This is a genomic window from Micromonospora sp. NPDC049089, assembly GCF_040648775.1.
Lineage (GTDB): Bacteria > Actinomycetota > Actinomycetes > Mycobacteriales > Micromonosporaceae > Micromonospora.
This window is the reverse complement of sequence record NZ_JBEZEH010000146.1, coordinates 1-18,544: the sequence shown is the minus strand read 5'-3', so window position 1 is coordinate 18,544 and position 18,544 is coordinate 1. Positions and strand designations below refer to the sequence as shown.

The window sequence follows — 18,544 nt, the reverse complement described above, 5'->3', positions numbered from 1 at the left end:
CCGAGCGCCCCTCGAAGGTTTGCAGTACTACGAGTTGCTGGTGTTACCGGGTCACGCGGCGGCGGCCACCCACACCGGCCACCAGCGCGACAGCGATCGCGGCCAGCACGACCTGCACCAGCAGCTCGCCCCAGTCGATGCCGTTCGTCTCGGTCGCGATGCCGATGGCCCGGGCCAGGACGGTGCCCAGCAGGGCCGCGCCGATACCGATCAGCATGTGCAGCCAGATCGGCATGTTCTGCTTACCCGGGACGACCAGGCGGCCGAGCGCGCCGACGATGAGACCAACAACGATCGCAGTGATGATGCCCCACACGGTGAACTCCACGGTCGCCCTCCTTCAAAAGAATGTCTGACACACGAGGTGTGTGCTTCCTGTCGTGACGACTAAGTGCCCGACCCACCGAAAGCCCAAACCGACTCACCTCAAAAGACAACGCCGGTTGTCAATGCTTCGGAGGTGCGTCGGTTGGCGCGGGAGTACGTCCACACAGGTAGGAGCCCATCTCCTCGATCCACCAACCCCGCGGCAACGACCGAAAAAATTTCCGCACGGGTGGTCGCACGCACCGAACCGCAGCGCTCGGCGGCCGGCAGGCACGGCGGCGCACCGGGGCCAGGGTGGGCGAGCGCACCCCGAAACGCGACGCGCCCGGGTGCGGATGGCACCCGGGCGCGTACGGCGGTACGAACTACTTCTTGCCGGCGGCCTTGCCGTCGCCGGAGTCGGAGGAGAGGGCGGCGATGAAGGCCTCCTGCGGCACCTCGACCCGGCCGACCATCTTCATCCGCTTCTTGCCTTCCTTCTGCTTCTCCAGCAGCTTGCGCTTACGGCTGATGTCACCGCCGTAGCACTTGGCGAGCACGTCCTTACGGATCGCCCGGATGGTCTCCCGAGCGATGACCCGGCTGCCGATGGCCGCCTGGATCGGCACCTCGAACTGCTGGCGCGGGATCAGGGTGCGCAGCTTGGCGGCGATGGTGACCCCGTAGTTGTACGCCTTGTCCTTGTGCACGATGGCGCTGAACGCGTCCACCGGCTCGCCGTGCAGCAGGATGTCCACCTTCACCAGGTCGGACGCCTGCTCGCCGGAGGGCTCGTAGTCGAGTGAGGCGTAGCCCTTGGTACGGCTCTTCAACTGGTCGAAGAAGTCGTAGATGATCTCCGCGAGGGGCAGCGTGTAGCGCAGCTCCACCCGGTCGGCGGAGAGGTAGTCCATGCCGAGCAGGGTGCCGCGCCGGCCCTGGCAGAGCTCCATGACCGCGCCCACGTAGTCGTTGGGCGTCAGCACCGTGGCCCGGACCACCGGCTCGTACACCTCGGCGATCTTGCCGGTGGGGTACTCGCTCGGGTTGGTGACGACGATTTCCTCGCCGTCGTCGGTGATCGCCCGGTAGACGACGTTGGGCGCGGTGGAGATCAGGTCGAGGTTGTACTCGCGCTCCAGCCGCTCCCGGATGATCTCCAGGTGGAGCAGGCCGAGGAAGCCGCAGCGGAAGCCGAACCCGAGCGCGCCGGAGGTCTCCGGCTCGTAGTCGAGGGCGGCGTCGTTGAGCTTGAGCTTGTCCAACGCCTCGCGCAGGTTGGGGTAGTCGGACCCGTCGATCGGGTAGAGGCCGGAGTAGACCATCGGCTTCGGGTCCTTGTAGCCACCCAACGCCTCGGCCGCCGGCCGGCTGTTGATGGTGACGGTGTCACCGACCCGGGACTGCCGGACGTCCTTCACACCGGTGATCAGATAGCCGACCTCGCCGACGCCGAGCGCCTCGGCCTTGACCATCTCGGGTGAGATGACACCGATCTCCAGCAGCTCGTGCACAGCGCCGGTGGACATCATCTTGATCCGGTCGCGGGCGCTGATCCGGCCGTCGATGACCCGGACGTACGTGACGACGCCACGGTAGACGTCGTACACCGAATCGAAGATCATCGCCCGGGCGGGCGCCACGGCGTCACCGACCGGTGGGATGAACTGCCGGACGATCTCGTCGAGCAGGTACGGGACTCCCTCGCCGGTCTTGCCGGAGACCCGGATGCAGTCGGCCGGGTCGCCGCCGATCAGGTGGGCCAACTCCTCGGCGTACTTCTCCGGCTGCGCGGCCGGCAGGTCGATCTTGTTGAGCACCGGGATGATGCGCAGGTCGTTCTCGAGAGCCAGGTAGAGGTTGGCCAGGGTCTGCGCCTCAATGCCCTGCGCGGCGTCGACCAGCAGCACGGCACCCTCACAGGCGGCCAACGACCGGGACACCTCGTACGTGAAGTCCACGTGCCCCGGGGTGTCGATCATGTTGAGCACCGCTTGCTCACCAGCCCGCTCACCCTCGCGGATGGTCCACGGCATGCGGACGGCCTGGCTCTTGATGGTGATGCCGCGCTCGCGCTCGATGTCCATCCGGTCCAGGTACTGCGCGCGCATCTGCCGCGGGTCGACCACACCGGTGAGCTGCAACATCCGGTCGGCCAGGGTCGACTTCCCGTGGTCGATGTGGGCGATGATGCCGAAGTTCCGGATGCGACCGGGGTCGGTGGCACCAGGGGCGTTCGCGCCGGGATCGAGCTTCGGTGGCACAGCGGTCCGTTCTGGTCGGCTGACGTGAACAGGCCGGCGCGCCGCCGACCCCCTCTATGTTCCCACGCCGCCGGGGTGCACCCACTGCGCGGGCGATGGAACGACCCGAGGACCCCTCACTCCATCGGCGGCTCGACGAAGAGCGCGGCCAGCCGGGGCAGCCGGCGACGCGCCTCGTCCTCGTCGTCGAAGTCCCAGAAGTCGTTGAGATCCGGCGTCCGCACCGGGTCGCGGTCCGCCGGCAACTCGGTAGCGGTGGCCTTGCGGTACGCGTCCCACGGCACCGAGAGCATCTGCTCGGCGGAGAACTCCTCGCCGCTGAGCGAGGCCGCCCGCACCTGGGGCAGTTCGGCCAGCGAGTCCGGTTCGGTGACCGCGCCGGCGAAGACGGCCCGACCCTGGGTCATCAGCCAGCCCCGGAAGTGTTCGAAACCCTCAGCCGAGGCACCACCGTTGATCAGGTACGCCGCACCCCACAGATCCGCCTTGTGCGAGGCGGCCAGCACCCGCGTCTGGTGCCGCGCGTACCCGATGATGTCCTCCGGGTCGCGCTCGGCGAGCAACGCCACGGCTCGCGCGGCGACCGGGCCAGGCTCACCCCCGCCGCCGGCCCGTGCCTGGTCGATCAGCTGCCAGAAGTCCTCGGTCCTCATGGCTTGGCAGTCTGGCAGTGTCGCCGTGCGTCGCGCACGTACCCCGGTGCAGCATGGTGTGATGTCCCCTCCCCCGCTGCCGCCGTACCACGCGAGCGCCCTGCGCCCGTCGTGGCCGGCGTTACCGGCGGCGCTGCGGGCCGCCGTCGCCGAACGGCTCGGCGCGCCGGTGGTCACCGCCCGGGTCGCGGGCGCGGGCTTCACCCGCGGGTTCGCCGCCGTGCTCGACACCGCCGACGGTGGTCGGGCCTTCGTGAAGGCCGCGCCCGCCGCCGAGCAACCGCACCTTGTCGACTGGTACGCCCGGGAGGCCGCGATCCTCGACCGGCTGCCGGCGGACCTGCCGGCGCCCCGCCCCCGGTGGACCCTCTCCGCGGCCGGCTGGTTCGTGCTCTGCACCGACGCCGTCGACGGGCACACCCCGCACCTGCCCTGGGTGCCCGCCGAGTTGGACGCCACCCTCGCCGGATACGCGCGTATCGCCGCCGCCCTGGCCGACCCGCCGGGCGAGCTGACCGCGCTCGGCCTGCCGCACCTGGCCGACCTGGCCCGGTCGGACATCCTTTGGTGGGAGGAGGTCGCCGCCGGTCGGGAGCCGACACCACCACTGCCCGCGCCACTGCTCGGCCGGCTGCCCGAGCTGGTGGAGTTGGAGTCTCTCCTCCCCCGGTACGCCGCCGGAGCGACCGGCCTGGTCCACGGCGACCTGCGGGTCGACAACGTGCTGATCGGCCCGGACGGCCGAGCCTGGTTCTGCGACTGGACCTGGGTCTGCTCCGGGCCGGCCTGGTTCGACCTGGCCGGCCTGCTGCTCACCGCGTACGCCAGCGGGCTGGACGCGGACCGGCTCTTCGCCGCGCACCCGGCCACCGCCGGCGCGCCCCCGGACGCGCTGGACGCGACCCTGGCGGCGTTGGCCGGCTACTACCTCACCGGTGCTGCGGCGCCACCGCCGACGGCCTCGCCGCACCTGCCCGCCCACCAGCGGTGGAGCGGCGAGCAGTCACTCGACTGGCTGGCCCACCGTCAGGGCTGGCGGTGAGGCGGACCGGCCCGGGGGGCGGCCTGGATTCCCGGCGACGCGGACCGGCCGGCTGCCGGGCTGGCGGTGAGCCGCCACCGTGGTCGAGGGCGTAGCCTGGTCCCCGACGGGCCGGATCCGTCGCGCGAAAGGCCGAGCCGTTTTGGCTCGTCCCGGGCGACCTGGTAACCTGGCTCTTCGCGCAGCGATGACGCACGTTCGTCATCACGCGCAATAAGCTGACCAACCCGAGCTATCAAGACGAGGCTGTCGCGTGGCGAACATCAAGTCCCAGATCAAGCGCAACCGGCAGAACGAGAAGGCCCGGCTGCGCAACAAGTCGGTCAAGTCGTCGCTGAAGACCGCCGTCCGGAAGTTCCACGAGGCTGCCGAGGCCGGTGACGTCGAGAAGGCGACCGCGCTCATGCTGGACGCCTCGCGCAAGCTGGACAAGGCCGTCAGCAAGGGCGTGATCCACTCCAACCAGGCCGCGAACCGCAAGTCCGCGATCGCGAAGCGCGTGGTGTCGCTCTCCGCCTGACGATTTCAGTCAGACTGATTCGGAAAACCCCGGGCCCCAGGCCCGGGGTTTCCGTGTGTCCGGAGGCCGGCCGTGTTCAACCGAGCCGGCCGTGTTCAACCGAGCCGGGCCGTTGCGGGCGAGGGCCCGACGGGCGGCGGCGCTCAGTCTGACGGATTCGCCCGCCGGGGCGGTGGCACCGGATCGGCGGTGATCACCACGCCGGGGACGCTGTGCGAGACCCACTCCACCCGGGCCCGGCCCACCACCGGTTCCATCTGCCGGCGAAACCGGTCCCGTTCCTGCTCGGGCACGAGCGCGGCGGAGCGGACCACGATCGCGGCCACCATGTCGTTGAGCTTCACCATGGCGGCCACCACGACCGGCAGCACCAGCACCGCCCACCAGCTGACCAACTCGGCGAGGGCGAGCAGCACCGCCAGGGCGATGGCACCCTCGAAGAAGAGGAAGCACAGCACGCCGCCGGGGTTGACGAACCGCAGGCCGAGGAGTCGGGCGTAGAGCGGCCGGTAACGCGCCTCGTCCACGGGAATGGTGGCCCAGGCTGGGCGGTTCGCCCCCGTCACCTGGCGCTTCCCTGCCGGGCCGCCGCGACCGAGAAGACCGCACGCTCCAGGGCGTACGCCCGGTCGTCGGAGCCGCCCTTGACGGCCGCGTTGCACTCGGCGGCGACCTGCATGGCCCGGACCAGGCCCTCCGGTGTCCAGCCCCGCCCCTGCCGCTGCGCCCGCTCGATCTTCCACGAGGGCATTCCGAGGCTGCTGGCGAGCTGGTACGGGCTACCCCGGCCGGCCGATGCCACCCGGGCCACAGTGCGCACCCCGTCCGCCAGGGCATCGGCGATGGGCACCGGGTCGACCCCGACGTGCAGGGCCCAGCGCAGTGCTTCGAGCGCCGCCGGCACGTCGCCGACCATTGTGGCGTCCGCCACCGTGAAGCCGGTCACCTCGACCCGGCCCCGGTAGTAACGGGAGACCGTCTCGGCGCTGATCCGCCCATCGGTGTCGGCGACAAGTTGGGAGCAGGCGGCGGCCAGCTCACGCAGGTCGTTGCCGACCGCGGCGATGAGCGCCTCGGCGGCGTCGTCGGTGCACTTTCCGCCGGCCCGGCGGATCTCGTCGCGGACGAAGGCCAACCGGTCGCGGTGCCCCTTGAGCTTGGCGGCCGGGACCACCGTCGCGCCAGCCGCCCGCAGACCGTCGGCGAACGCCTTGCCCTTGGCGCCGCCCAGGTGCAGCACCAGCAGCTGGACCTCCGGGTCGGGATTCTTCGCGTACGCCAACAGCGCGGCGACCAGGTCCTTGCGGGCGTCCTGGCCGGAGCGCAGGATCAGCAGCCGCCGCCCGCCGAACAGCGAGGGGCTGAGCATCTCGGCGATCTCGCCGACGGTGAGCGCGCTGGCCTGGTACTCGCGGACATCCACCTCGGGGTCGACACTGCGAACCTTCGCGACAGCTTCGGTGACCGCGCGCGTGGCGAGGAGCTCCTCGTCACCGAGGACGAGCAGAATGGGGGCGAGGCTGGCGGGGGTCACGCCGCCCATATTCGCACGGCCTGCGGCGGGATCGTGCCTGCTCATCCGCTGCTTGATCGGCGCAGCCCGCACACAGCGCAAATCCAGACATACGACTCGATTACCCGCTTAATCCGCAAGTCGCCCGATTCAGCGATTCCCGAGTCGATCAGCGACCGGGCGGCCGGCGCTGGTCAGGACAGAGCTGTCCGGGACCAGTTTGCGAGTTGTACGACGAGGCCTTGGAGTCGTTGTAACGCGGATACTCCTGAGCTGTCACGGCCGTACTGTGGATGACCGAACGTGCCGGAGCGGATCACGCGGCCGAGCGCAAGTGGCGCGAACCAGCAGTATTTCGCCGCGCCGCAGGCAGCAATCGCGTGGCGGACGGTGTCCGGGGCGCCATGCCAGCCACCATCGTGGAGGCCGTTGATGTACTCCTCGGTAACGGCGGCGGCGATGTCGGGGAGCAGGGCAGCGTCCATCAGTCCGTCGGCAACGCTGTCCACGATGAGGTTGGCGGCATCTTCGCCGATACCTCCTTCGCCGGTGAACGCCCAGTCCAACAGCACGGTGCTCCCGTCGTCCTCAATGAGGTTGGTCGGCCAGACGTCCAGGTGGCAGACCGTTCGAGGGGTCGCTTCGGCGACGGCGAGGATCGCATGCCGTTGAGCCCAGAGCTGTCGGAGTTGAGCGCGCACGGCGTCCGGCCAGGCTGCGGCTACTCCGTGGTTCCAGTGCTCGTCGCCGCTGATCCAGACGCCACGGCCGGGTCCGTTGGCCTGGTACTGAGCGAGCCAGCGGCGCGACAGCCAGGGCAACTCCGGTACCCGGTCAACCCATCGCGCCTGCGCCACACCCAACTGCCGCGCAAAGTGCGCCAATCGTGGCACCGGCCATGACATTCCGGGCGCGCCCTTGGCGTCGGCCAACCACAACTCGATCGCGCCGTCAGGCCGCTGACTGACCTCCAACAGTGCGGGAGCCGTAATGCCAGCGTCGGCGTAGGCGTTGGCTGCGAATCCGGTGGTGTAGGCGAGCACTTCCCGCTGCCAGTAGTTCCAGTGGGTAGGTTCGTCGCTGGTCTGCCAGGAGGGAGAGCCGACAGGTTCGGAGGCGGGTGGCCTGGCGACCTTGAGCACGGCGCTGCCGGCTGGACCGTATACCCGCCAGATTCCGCCGGTCGCGGCGTTGCCCTCGTTGTGCATCAGGGCCTCCACCCTCTCGATGCGACCACCGATCTGGGCCGGCAGCCTCTGATGCGTCAGCTCCATGCCACTTCCTCCTTTTGAAACGCATCACACTCTCACCGTGCGTCGCAGGTATCGACAGACCACGGTAGTGAAGCCCGACCCAAGAAAGATCCACTCTGAGGCTGACGACTGCGACCCGGTCCGCTCCATATGCTGGGGCCGAGACCTTGAACCGCGATCAGCGTTCAACGAGAGATCCTGTCCTCTGGCTCCAGTAGCAATGCAGATGCCGAGCTCGCCACGCCACTTTCGGACCGAATTCAAGTCGACGATCCGATTCGACCAGCGACCGACGGTCAGCGCGGATCAGGACTGCCAGCCCGTGACCCAAGGCTGTTGGTCCGTGGGCCGGACTGTTGGCCCGCGAGTCATGGCTGCCGGCCTGCGGGCACGCCTCGCCGGGCTACCGCCAGACCGCTGTCCGTCCGGACCGCCGCCACGTCGCCGTCCGTGTCGGTACGCAGCACCCGCACGCCGCCCCTGCCCAGTTGGGCGAGCAGCCGCGGACTCGGGTGCCCGTAGGTGTTGCCCGTGCCCACCGGCACGAGTGCCACCGCCGGCCGCACCGCATCGAGGAAACCCTGGTCCTGGTACGCCGAACCGTGGTGCGCGACCTTCAACACGTCCGCCCGTAACTCGCCGGGGGCCGCCCGCGCCACCATCGCGTGCTGCTCCTCGGTCTCCGCGTCGCCGGCCAACAGGATCCGCACCCCGGCCACTGTGGCGCGCAGTACCAGCGAGTTGTTGTTCGGGTCGGACCTGGTCCCGGCCAGCGGGTACGGCGGGCCGAGCACCAGCAGGTCGACCCCGCCGACCGGGTGACGAGCGCCGGCCACTGTGGTCAGCAGCGCGGCCCGCCCGCCGGTGGCCGCCGCCCGAACCAGGTCCCGACCGCTCTCCGGGTCGGCGGACGACGGCGTCAGCACGGCACCCACCCGCCGTCCCCGGAACACCCCGGCCACCCCGCCCACGTGGTCCGCGTGGAAGTGACTGATCACCAGCAGGGGCACCTCCCGTACGCCGAGCCGACGTAGGCAACCGTCCACCGCACCCGGTTCCGGCCCGGCATCCACCACCACGGCCCGGCCGGGGTCGACCGGGAGCACCAGGGCGTCGCCCTGCCCCACCGCGCAGGCCACCACCACCCAACCGGCGGGCGGCCAGCCGGCGGCTACCAGTCGAACCGGCAGGGCACCCAGCACGGCGGCGACCCCGACCACGGCCACCAGCCGGCGTACGAGTGGCCGGCGCACCGCGATCAGCAGCGCGACGGTCAGCCCGGTCAGCAGCAGGGCACCTGGCACCCCGCCCGGCCACGGCAGGGTGCCACCTGGCAGTCGGGCTCCGTGCCGGGCGATGACCACCAGCCACCAGGCCGGCCAACTCGCCAGCCACGCGACGAACTCGGCGCCGGCCGGCCAGATCGGCGACACCATGGCCGCCAGCACGCCCAGCACTGTCGCTGGCGCGATGGCCGGCACCGCCAGCAGGTTCGCCGGCACCGCCACCAGGCTCACAGTGCCGGAGATCCCGGCGACGACCGGGCCGCAGGCAAGTTGGGCAGCCGCCGGCACGGCCAACGCCTCGGCCAGCCCAGGCGGAACGCCTCGCCGACGCAGTCCGTCCCGCCAACGCGGCGCGAGCAGCAGCAGACCACCGGTGGCCAGCACGGAGAGGGCGAACCCGGGATCCCCGGCCAACTCGGGGTCGACGAGCACCAGCACGGTCACGGCGGCGGCCAGCGCGGGCAGCGCCGCCCGAGGTCGACCGGCGGCGAGCGCGGCGAGCCCGATCGCTCCCATCGTGGCGGCCCGTACGACGCTCGGCGACGGGCGGACCAGAATGACGAACCCCACCAGCGCCACCCCGCACAGCGCGGCGGCGAGCCACGGGCCGGCGCGCGACCACCGGGCCAGCAACAACACCGCACCCACCACGATCGCGACGTTGGAGCCGGAAACCGCATTGAGGTGGGTCATCCCGGTGGCCTGGAAGTCCGCCTCGACGGCGGGTGGGAGCCGGCTGGTGTCGCCCACCACCAGACCGGGCAGCAGCCCGCCGGGGTCATCGGGCAGCGGCGCGCAGGCCCGTTGCAGGCCGGTACGCAGCGTGCCGGCGGCGCGCTGCGCCCAGGACGACTTGCCGTGCCGTTCCGGTGGGCCATTGGTGCTGAGCACCGCTGCGGTGAGATCGCCCCCGCGCGGAACGCCGAGCCGACCGTCGACGGTGAGGCGCTGCCCGGGCAGCAGGCCCCGCCACGCCGGGTCGGTCGCCAGGACGAGTAGCCGCACCGACGCGTGGAACCGTCGACCATCCGGGCCGGTGAGGCGGACCAGCTCGGTCGACACCAGCAGCATCCCCGGTCGCCCGGCGCTCCGGATCGGGCGCGGGTCGTCCCGGACCACCAGATCGGCGGTGACCGGCGCGCGTTGCTCGGCGAGGGCACGGATCGCCGGCGCGTCGCGCACGGCGAGCTGGGCGGCGGTGGCCGCACCCCCGCAGACCACACCGAGACCGACCGCCACGGCCACCCACCCGTAGCGCAGCGCCATGGCTCGGGGACGGCCGAGACGGCCGAGCAGGTGGACAGCACCGATCGCCGTCAGACCGACCGCCGCGCCGGCCACTAGCAGAACCGCGCGGCTGCCGAGATGCAGCCCGGCGAGCGCGGTGAGCCACGCCGCCACGGCGAGCCCCGCCAGCCGCAGATCCGGCGGCTCCGACCGGGTTCCGCCGGCCGATGGTTCGGCCTGAACCGGCCCAGCCCTGTCGGCTCCGCTGAGGCTCCTGCCGGCCGCCGATGGCACGGCCTGAGCCGGCCCAGCCGGCGGCGCGGCCTGAGTAGGCCCGGCCGGCGGCGCGGGCTGGGGTCCGCCGACCTGCGGTGGGTCAGCGGCGACGGCGGACTCGCTCACACCGTCACCAGGTCCTTGAGCTGCTCGTAACGGGCATCGCCGATCCCGTCGACCTGGCGTAGGTCGCCAACGGACTTGAACCCGCCGTGCTGATCCCGGTGGGTGAGGATCCGTTGGGCGAGCACCGGCCCCACCCCGGGCAGCGCGTCGAGCTGCGCCAGTGTCGCGGTGTTGAGGTTCACCGGCCCGGCGGCGGGCCCTCCACCCGCCGCAGGCCCGGCCGCACCGTCTGGCACCGGCGGTGGCGTCACCCCGACCACGATCAGCTCACCGTCGGTGACCTTGCGGGCGGGGTTGAGCAACGCCACGTCGACCCCCGGGAGCGCGCCGCCGGCCGCCTGCACCGCGTCGGCGAGCCGGGACCCGGCCGGCAGGCGTACCAGACCGGGTTTTCGGACCTTGCCCGCGACCGCCACCACCAGCTCGCCGGAGCTGGGCACGCTCGGCTCACCCGAGGGTGCTGCCGACGCGGCCTCGGCGACCAGCGGGGCGACCGGCTCCGACTGCGGCCGCGAGCGCCAGGCCCAACCGGCAGCGCCCAACACCACCACCACGGCGACGACCGCCAACGCCCGCACACCCCGCCGCCCGGGATCGAACGCGCCCGGGCCCGGTAGCCGCGACTCCGGCCGGACCGCCGGGCCGTCCGCAGCCGGCGCCACGACCGGCAGGGAAGGCGGGAAGGACAACGCGTCCGTCGGCAGCGCACCGATCAGGGACGACGGGGGTACGCCCGCGTGCGGCGTCTCCGGCCGGGGCGGCGGTGCGACGGCCGGCTCCGTCAGCCGGCGCAGGCGCTGGCGTACCTCTGTCTCCTCGTCGTGCGACACAGCGCGACGCTATGGCGGCGGCCGGGACGGTGGAGGCTGACCGGCTCGTCCTGTGGACAACCATCGCCACTGTGGACAGCGCCCTGATCATGCGTCGATCTGTTATGCGTAAGGCTGACGGGGCCGGTGGGGCGACAGCGCCCGACCGGCCGACGGGCCTGCTACAGGTACGGGCGGGTGATGATCTCGATGGCGTGTCCCGCCGGGTCGAAGAAGTAGAAGCCCCGTCCACCGTGCTCGGTGTTGGTCTCGCCCTCCCGCTTCAGCTGCGGGTCGGCCCAGTACGTGATGCCACGCCCCTCGACGAACGCCAGGCACCGCACGAACAACTCATCGTCGACGAGGAACGCGTAGTGCTGCATCTGGATGTCCACCGGCGGCTCGGCGAACTGGAGCAGCACACCCTCGTCCAGCTGGACGTTGGCGAACGGCCCCCACGACGGTGCCTCCGGCAGCTCGAACAGCTCCCGGTAGAACGCCGCGGAGGCGCTCTTGTCCTTGCTGGCGATGATGGTGTGGTTGAACGTGACTGTCATCCGTATCGTCTTCTTCCCGGTCGATCCGAAGACCCGACCGGAGGCCCAGCAGCGTTCACCCCACCCCGCAGATGACGAAGCCCCGAGGGCACCGACGCCCCGGATCCCGCACGAGAGACGCGTCGCGTCGATCTCGGCGTGGTGGCTGAAGTAGCCAGAACCTCCGGGGGGTAGGCCCATCTGGGGCGCGCACGGAGGCTAACACAGTGGCGCGGGCAGGGACCATTCACCGTTTCTGGAGCATGACCGAGGCGACTTCTGCCAGAAGCGCCAACGCCCAGTCGAGTTGCCGGCAGTCGCTGTGTCCTCGGCACTCCAGGCATCCGCCCGCCCGCCACGGCAGGTCGATCGCCCGGGTCCAGTGAGCATCCAGCACCCGCCTGGCCATGAACAGTTCGGTCGCCGCTGACACCGGTTCATCGATTGGCATGTTCGGCGCCTCCGCGCGATCCGAAGTGGCCCGCCCCGGGGGTCGAAGCCTTGCGATGAAACTCCCTCAGGGCGGGCAGACCGGACACTTCAGGAGTGCTGAAGTCCAGGAGCACCCGGTCACTGTCTCACTGTATCCACTGTCTCGGTGTAGTCAAGTTCTCACTATCTCCACTTTGCTGCGTTGCCGCCTTGCCTCGATCACGCCCGGGCTGGAAACATGATCTCCGCTGAAGTCCGGGAGAGCCGCTCATGCCGACGAGACCACCGCACTACCGCCGGGTGGCGGATGACATCGAGCAAAAGATTCGCTCGGGTGAATACTCACCTGGCCAACAACTGCCATCGGTGTCCGAGATCGGCGAGCTGTACAACGTGGCACGCTCAACGGCCTATCGAGCCGTCAAGGAGCTGCACGAGCGGAACCTGATCTACGGTCAGCAGGGTCAGGGCGTCTTCGTCGCCGACAGCTAGGCTCCGACCGGGACGCGGGCTACCGACGGTCAGCGGGCCTCTGGGTCGAGGCCGAGCACGGCCCGTCCGCCGTCCACCGGCAACGTCACTCCGTTGATGAAGCTCGCCGCCGGTGACAGCAGGTACGCGACCGCCTCGGCCACCTCGTCGGCCCGCCCGATGCGGCCCACCGGGTGCAGTCGGGTCAGCTCGGCGTCGATCCACTGGGCCTGGGTGGGCTCCTGGGTGGCAAGGAATGCGGCGTGCCGCTCGGTGGCGATCGAGCCGAGCGCTACCGCGTTGGCCCGGATGCCGTGCCGCCCGTACTCGACTGCCAGCGCCCGGGTCAGCCCTTCCACCGCGGCCTTCGCCGTCGCGTACGGCAGGGCACCGGACACCGGTCGACGGGCCTGGTGCGACGAGACGTTGACGATCGCGCCGCCGGCCTCGCGGGCCAGGAAGCGGCGGACGGCGACCGCGGCGCCCACCACGGCTGGCCGCAGGTTCAACCCGATCAGGTCCAGTACCGTGTCGGCCGACGCGGAGTGCAGCGTGGCGTCGCGGAACACCGCTGCGTTGTTCACCCAGCCGGTCAGCGGCGCGGCGTGGTCCGCCAGCTCGGCGGCGTGCTCGGCCACCTGCTCGTCGGCGGCGTCGCCGACCACCGCGACGAGCCGATCGGCGGCCGGATGGTCGGCCAACCAGTCGACCGCGTCGGCGTCGCGTTCCAGTACGACGATGGTGGCGCCCGTCGCCAGCAGCCGTTCCACCACGGCCCGGCCGACTCCGCGACCGCCTCCGGTCACCACCTGTGCGGTGGACACCGCTCAGCCCTCCGGCCGGCGGTGGACGACCACGCAGGCCAGGCCCGGTCCGGCGTGCGCGGCGACGACGGCACCGGCCTCGGAGACGTACGTGTCGTGCAGCCGGTCGCCGAACCGCTCGGTCAGTGCGGCACGCAACGCCTCGGCCCGTTGCGGCGCGGCCAGGTGGTGCACCCCAAGATCCACGTCGTCGCCGTCGGCCGCCTCGACGGCCAGGTCGACGAGACGCGCCACTCCCCGGCTGGCGGTGCGAACCTTCTCGCGCAACACGATCGCCCCGTCCGGCATGTGCATGATCGGCTTGACGGACAGCGCGGTGCCGACCAACGCCTCGGCGGCGTTGATCCGGCCGCCCCGGCGGAGGAATTCCAGCGTGTCGACGTAGAACCAGACCGTGGTGCGGGCGATGGCGGCGAGCGCCGCGTCGCGTACGGCGGCAAGGTCGTGGCCGGCCTCGGCGGCGGTGGCGGCGGCGATGGCCGGAAAGCCCAGCCCCATGCCCGCCGAGCGGCTGTCCACCACCTCGACCCGGCCGTCCAGGTCGGCGGCGGCGAGCCGGGCAGCCTCCACCGTGCCGGACAGCGCGGCGGAGATGTGCACCGAGACGATCCCGTCGGCGCCGGCGTCGAGCAGTCGGCGGTACGTGCGGGCGAACTGCTCGGGTGCCGGGCGGGAGGTGGTCGCGGTGACCCGGCGGGCGCTCAACGCCCGTGTGGCGTCGGCCGGCTGGGTCTCCACCCCCTCCAGCCCTTCCGCGCCGTTGAGCACGACGGTCAACGGCACGACGGTCAGCCGGTGCGCCTGCACCAGCTCGGACGGAAGGTAGGCGGTGGAGTCGATGACAACCGCGACGGGCATGCCCGGCACGCTAGCCGATCGAGGCCGCGAACGCCGAGGCGCGAGTGCTCAGACCGCGTCGACGGCGACCGGGGCGGTGATCAGGCCGACGTTGTGCGCCCGCAACTGCCAGCCACTGACGTCCTGCGGACGCCCGATGGCCGGCGCACGGTCGTCGTGCCGTAGCTCACTCCAGTGGCAGTTGGCCAACGAGCCGACGGAACGCAGCACACCGGTGTCCCAGCCGAGCAGATGACCCATGCCCTGTCGGGAGCCGCCACCGTGGGTGGCGATCACCACCGTGCCGCCGGCTGCGGCCTCGGCCGCCTCCCGCAGCGCGGCACCGACCCGCTCGCCGAGGTCGTGCAGGGGCTCCAGATCCGCGCCCGGGTCCGGGTCGCCGGCCCGCCAGCGCGCGTACTCGTCGGGAAATCGCTCGGCGACCTCGGTGAGGTGCAGACCCTGCCACTGGCCGAAGTGCCGCTCGCGCAGCCGGGCGTCGGTGCGGACCGGCAGGCCCGTCAGCGCGGCGAGCGCGGCGGCGGTCTCCGCGGCGCGGCTCAGGTCGCTGGCCACGATGGCGTCGGGCCGCAGCGCCGCGAGCAGCGGCGCGGCGGCGCGAGCCTGGTCGCGACCACGCTCGTTGAGGGGTACGTCGAGCTGCCCCTGGACGCGGTTGGCGGCGTTCCAGTCGGTGTTGCCGTGCCGCCAGACGATCAGTCGGGTCATTCGGCGGCGGCGGACCCGCTGGCGTCGGCCTCGACCAGGTCGCGATCGACGAACGGGATGGTTGGGCAGTCCTTCCAGAGGCGATCGAGCCCGTAGAACTCGCGCTCCTCGGTGTGCTGGACGTGCACCACGACGTCGACGTAGTCGAGCAGCACCCAGCGGCCACCACGCTCGCCCTCGCGCCGCACCGGCTTCGCCTTCTCCGGAAGCTCCAGCAGGCTCTCCTCGATGGCGTCGACGATGGCCAGCACCTGACGCTCGTTGGGGGCAGCAGCGAGCACGAACGCGTCGGTGATGGCGAGCTGGTCGCCGACGTCGATGATCGTGATGTCCTGCGCCTTCTTGTCGGCGGCGGCCTGGGCGGCAGCGATAGCCAGCTCGTGAGCGCGTTCGGAAACTGTCACCGTTCTCCTTCGATCAAGCGTGCGATGCTCCAAGCGTCTCATACCCGGCGGCACCCCGATCGTCCAGTTCTGGTCGGTTAGCGCCACGAAACTGGTCATAACGGGCGTCCTCAGCGCTGATAGAGGCTCCGCTTGGCGATGTACTGCACCACACCGTCCGGCACCAGGTACCAGACCGGCTCGCCTCGGGCGACCCGGGCGCGGCAGTCGGTCGACGAGATGGACATCGCGGGCACCTGGATCAGGCTGACGGTGTCCGCCGGGAGGTGCTTGTCGCTCAGCGGGAAACCGGGCCGGGTCACGCCGACGAAGTGGGCCAACTCGAAGATCTCATCCAGGTCCTTCCAGGACAGGATGCGTTGCAGGGCGTCCGCGCCGGTGATGAAGAACAACTGCACCTTCGGTCCGTACTCGGCCTGAAGGTCACGCAGCGTGTCGACCGTGTAGGTCGGCCCACTACGGTCGATGTCGACCCGGCTGACCTGGAAGCGGGGGTTGGAGGCGGTGGCAATCACCGTCATCAGGTAGCGGTCCTCGGCCGGGCTGACCGGCTCGTCGGCCTTCTGCCACGGCTGCCCGGTGGGCACGAAGACCACCTCGTCCAGGCCGAACCGGTCCGCCACCTCGCTGGCCGCGACGAGGTGCCCGTGGTGGATCGGGTCGAAGGTGCCACCCATGATCCCGATCCGCCGGATATCTTCCTCCACCCGATGATCGTAGGCCGAGCGTCGTGGCCGACCGTCCCGGCCCGTCCCCGCCGTACGTCACCTCACTCCAGCCCACGGTCCAGCGCGCCGTGACCAGCCCGACGCCGCACGGTGATCGACTCGGCTCAGCTTGCAGGGGGTCGCAGTTTTTCGCCCGTCAGCGTATATTCGTCGACGAGTATCCGTTGACGAGCGAGGGGGTCACAGTGCCGAAGCGGCGCAAGGTCGGCAACCTGCTGGCGCTGGCCGTGCTGTCCGCCCTGGTCCAGCGGCCGATGCACCCGTACGAGATCGCCACCGCACTGCGGGCCTGGGGCAAGGACCAGGACATGGACTTCAAGTGGGGGTCCTTCTACACGGTGATCGGCAACCTGGACAAACACCACCTCATCGAGGCGGTGGAGAACGTGCGCGAGGGCCGACGTCCGGAACGAACCGTCTACCGGATCACCGACGCCGGTCGGACGGAGCTGGTCGACTGGGCCCGCGAGCTGGTCTCCACCCCGATGGCGGAGCATCCCCGTTTCCGGGCCGGGTTGTCAGTGCTCGCCGCGCTGCACCCGGACGAGGCCACCGGCCTGCTGCGGCAACGACTCGACCTGCTGGAGGCCGCGCTTCGCCAGGACCGCGAGACGCTCGACACGCACCTGCGGGAGATCCCTCGGCTGTTCCTGGTGGAGTCGGAGTACGACCTCGCCATCCGGAACGCGGAGGCCGACTGGCTGCGGGCACTGCTCGCGGAGCTGACCTCGGGGACCTACCCCGGGTTGGACACCTGGCGGGCCTTCCACGAGACGGGCGAGATGCCGGCCGAACTGAGCGAGTTGGCCGAGAGAGCGCACGGCCCGAAGTCCAACCCCGACAAGCCCACCCCGGAGGCAGGCACCGACACCACCGACTGAAGAGCGGCCCCGGCGAGGTGCGCCAACACCTCACCGGGGCCCTGACCCCGAACCGACGCCTGGGAAGGCACCCGGCCCGAAGCGGCAACCACGAGGATAACCGGGCTCCCTCCCAGGTCCGCGCACCCGCGCACCGACCACACCAGGTCGGCGCGCCCGCGCACCGACGACCACACCAGGGAGAGAGCATGACCACTGTACGAACCGCGATCGTCATCGGCGGTGGCATCGCCGGGCCGGTGACAGCGCTCGCGCTGCGCCGCGCCGGCATCACCGCAACCGTCTACGAGGCGTACCCGACCACGGCCAACGGCATCGGCGGAACCCTCGCCCTCGCGCCCAACGGCGTGGCGGCTCTGCGTACGGTCGGCGCGCACGAGGCGGTGACGGCGATCGCCACACCGATCGAACGCAGCGCTCTGGCCGTCGGCCGGCGTCGCATCGCCATGCCCACGCTGACCGGGGTGCCGCCGCTGCGCGTGGTGCACCGGGCCGAGCTGTACCAGGTGCTGCACGACCAGGCATTCGCCGAGGGCGTGCCGTTCGCGTACGGCAAGCGGCTGGTCGACGCCGAGCAGACCGACGAGGGCGTGATCGCACGTTTCGAGGACGGCAGCACCGCGACCGCGGACATCCTCGTCGGCGCGGACGGGATCCGCTCCACGGTCCGGGGTCTCATCGACCCGGCCGCGCCGGGCCCCCGGTTCACCGGGCTGCTCGGCTTCGAGGCGGTCGCCAGGCACGACGTGGACGCCGAGCCGGGCACGATGACGTTCGCGTTCGGCCGGCGCGGCTACTACCTGTACTGGCCGGAGCCGGGCGGCGGCACCCGGTGGGGGGCCAACCTGCCGCAGCAGCGGCCGATGAGCCTCGTCGAGGCCCGGGCGCTGCCGGCGGAGCAGTGGCTGGACACGCTGCGCGCCGCCTACGGCGACGACGACCCGGGCCGGGAGTTGATGGCGACCAGCAACGCCGACGACCTCCAGGTGGTCGGGTCGTTGCAGATCATGCCGCCCGTGCCGCACTGGTATCGGGGCCGGATGGTGCTGGTCGGCGACGCCGCGCACGCGCCGTCGAACAGTTCGGGGCAGGGCGCGTCGCTGGCCATCGAGAGCGCCGTGCAACTCGCTCGTTGCCTGCGGGACCTGCCGGACGTCCAGGCGGCGTTCGCCGCGTACGTGCGGCTGCGGCGTGCCCGGGTCGAGAAGGTCGCGGCCCGCGCGGCCCGGATCAACCACGCGAAGGCCCCCGGTGCGGTAGCGCGGACGCTGATGCCGTTGCTGATGCCGTTGATGGTGCGCACGGTGCTGGACCCGGAGAAGACCGTCGCCGACGAGCAGCGTTACGTCATCGACTGGGACTCGCCGGTCACGGCGGAGCCCGCCCTGCGCTGAGCGGTGACTGCGGGGTGGCTGGCCGGCCACCCC

Annotated in this window: 20 protein-coding genes; 5 read left to right on the top strand and 15 right to left on the bottom strand. The window is 71.3% G+C overall.

Annotated features, from left to right (window positions below; translation table 11 throughout):
• Positions 1-43: 43 nt before the first annotated feature.
• The 3 genes from AB0B48_RS23020 to AB0B48_RS23010 form a co-directional block, all read right to left on the bottom strand.
• Positions 44-328: a GlsB/YeaQ/YmgE family stress response membrane protein gene (locus AB0B48_RS23020; protein WP_357204683.1), complete on the bottom strand. Its 285-nt coding sequence runs from the start codon at positions 326-328 to the stop codon at positions 44-46.
• Positions 329-692: 364 nt separating this feature from the next.
• Positions 693-2,570 (bottom strand): translation elongation factor 4, encoded by a 1,878-nt coding sequence (gene lepA, locus AB0B48_RS23015; RefSeq protein ID WP_091409831.1) that lies wholly within the window; start codon positions 2,568-2,570, stop codon positions 693-695.
• A gap of 116 nt (positions 2,571-2,686) precedes the next feature.
• On the bottom strand, positions 2,687-3,223 hold the full coding sequence (locus AB0B48_RS23010; RefSeq protein WP_357204680.1) for a DUF4240 domain-containing protein: 537 nt from the start codon (positions 3,221-3,223) through the stop codon (positions 2,687-2,689).
• Between the two features lie 61 nt (positions 3,224-3,284).
• Between AB0B48_RS23010 and AB0B48_RS23005 the strand changes: the two genes are divergently transcribed.
• Positions 3,285-4,265, top strand: coding sequence for a phosphotransferase (locus AB0B48_RS23005; RefSeq protein WP_357204678.1), 981 nt, complete (start codon positions 3,285-3,287; stop codon positions 4,263-4,265).
• Between the two features lie 253 nt (positions 4,266-4,518).
• Complete coding sequence (rpsT, locus tag AB0B48_RS23000; RefSeq protein ID WP_030491765.1) at positions 4,519-4,785, top strand: 30S ribosomal protein S20; 267 nt, start codon at positions 4,519-4,521, stop codon at positions 4,783-4,785.
• A gap of 143 nt (positions 4,786-4,928) precedes the next feature.
• Here rpsT and AB0B48_RS22995 read toward each other — a convergent pair whose 3' ends face one another.
• The 7 genes from AB0B48_RS22995 to AB0B48_RS22965 form a co-directional block, all read right to left on the bottom strand.
• Positions 4,929-5,351, bottom strand: coding sequence for a hypothetical protein (locus AB0B48_RS22995; RefSeq protein WP_238670907.1), 423 nt, complete (start codon positions 5,349-5,351; stop codon positions 4,929-4,931).
• Positions 5,348-6,328 carry a DNA polymerase III subunit delta gene (gene holA / locus AB0B48_RS22990; RefSeq protein ID WP_355009295.1) on the bottom strand — a complete coding sequence of 327 codons (981 nt, stop codon included), beginning with the start codon at positions 6,326-6,328 and terminating at the stop codon, positions 5,348-5,350. Before holA ends, AB0B48_RS22995 begins: the two co-directional genes overlap by 4 nt.
• Before the next feature lie 164 nt (positions 6,329-6,492).
• Positions 6,493-7,572: a hypothetical protein gene (locus AB0B48_RS22985; RefSeq protein WP_357204676.1), complete on the bottom strand. Its 1,080-nt coding sequence runs from the start codon at positions 7,570-7,572 to the stop codon at positions 6,493-6,495.
• A gap of 347 nt (positions 7,573-7,919) precedes the next feature.
• Positions 7,920-10,358 carry a ComEC/Rec2 family competence protein gene (locus AB0B48_RS22980; protein WP_357204685.1) on the bottom strand — a complete coding sequence of 813 codons (2,439 nt, stop codon included), beginning with the start codon at positions 10,356-10,358 and terminating at the stop codon, positions 7,920-7,922.
• Between the two features lie 104 nt (positions 10,359-10,462).
• The gene (locus AB0B48_RS22975) at positions 10,463-11,296 is read right to left on the bottom strand and encodes a helix-hairpin-helix domain-containing protein (protein ID WP_357204674.1); all 834 of its coding nucleotides are present in this window, start codon (positions 11,294-11,296) and stop codon (positions 10,463-10,465) included.
• A gap of 161 nt (positions 11,297-11,457) precedes the next feature.
• The gene (locus tag AB0B48_RS22970) at positions 11,458-11,832 is read right to left on the bottom strand and encodes a VOC family protein (protein ID WP_112604312.1); all 375 of its coding nucleotides are present in this window, start codon (positions 11,830-11,832) and stop codon (positions 11,458-11,460) included.
• A gap of 226 nt (positions 11,833-12,058) precedes the next feature.
• Positions 12,059-12,262 (bottom strand): hypothetical protein, encoded by a 204-nt coding sequence (locus tag AB0B48_RS22965; protein WP_357204671.1) that lies wholly within the window; start codon positions 12,260-12,262, stop codon positions 12,059-12,061.
• A gap of 251 nt (positions 12,263-12,513) precedes the next feature.
• Between AB0B48_RS22965 and AB0B48_RS22960 the strand changes: the two genes are divergently transcribed.
• Positions 12,514-12,735 (top strand): GntR family transcriptional regulator, encoded by a 222-nt coding sequence (locus AB0B48_RS22960; protein WP_091409860.1) that lies wholly within the window; start codon positions 12,514-12,516, stop codon positions 12,733-12,735.
• 29 nt (positions 12,736-12,764) lie between these two features.
• On the opposite strand, the gene AB0B48_RS22955 is transcribed toward AB0B48_RS22960, so the two are convergent.
• The 5 genes from AB0B48_RS22955 to nadD form a co-directional block, all read right to left on the bottom strand.
• Entirely contained in the window at positions 12,765-13,538 is a 774-nt protein-coding gene (locus tag AB0B48_RS22955) for an SDR family oxidoreductase (protein ID WP_357204669.1), read from the bottom strand.
• 3 nt (positions 13,539-13,541) lie between these two features.
• The gene (locus tag AB0B48_RS22950; protein WP_357204667.1) at positions 13,542-14,396 is read right to left on the bottom strand and encodes a DegV family protein; all 855 of its coding nucleotides are present in this window, start codon (positions 14,394-14,396) and stop codon (positions 13,542-13,544) included.
• Positions 14,397-14,444: 48 nt separating this feature from the next.
• Positions 14,445-15,104 carry a histidine phosphatase family protein gene (locus AB0B48_RS22945; RefSeq protein WP_355009300.1) on the bottom strand — a complete coding sequence of 220 codons (660 nt, stop codon included), beginning with the start codon at positions 15,102-15,104 and terminating at the stop codon, positions 14,445-14,447.
• Positions 15,101-15,508, bottom strand: coding sequence for a ribosome silencing factor (gene rsfS, locus AB0B48_RS22940; RefSeq protein WP_238670899.1), 408 nt, complete (start codon positions 15,506-15,508; stop codon positions 15,101-15,103). The genes AB0B48_RS22945 and rsfS overlap by 4 nt, the downstream gene beginning before the upstream one ends.
• Before the next feature lie 110 nt (positions 15,509-15,618).
• Positions 15,619-16,215 carry a nicotinate-nucleotide adenylyltransferase gene (gene nadD / locus AB0B48_RS22935; protein ID WP_355009302.1) on the bottom strand — a complete coding sequence of 199 codons (597 nt, stop codon included), beginning with the start codon at positions 16,213-16,215 and terminating at the stop codon, positions 15,619-15,621.
• A gap of 185 nt (positions 16,216-16,400) precedes the next feature.
• On the opposite strand from nadD, the gene AB0B48_RS22930 reads away from it, so the two are divergent.
• Complete coding sequence (locus tag AB0B48_RS22930; protein ID WP_357204664.1) at positions 16,401-17,117, top strand: PadR family transcriptional regulator; 717 nt, start codon at positions 16,401-16,403, stop codon at positions 17,115-17,117.
• A gap of 188 nt (positions 17,118-17,305) precedes the next feature.
• Entirely contained in the window at positions 17,306-18,511 is a 1,206-nt protein-coding gene (locus tag AB0B48_RS22925) for an NAD(P)/FAD-dependent oxidoreductase (RefSeq protein ID WP_357204662.1), read from the top strand.
• The last annotated feature ends 33 nt before the right edge of the window (positions 18,512-18,544 follow it).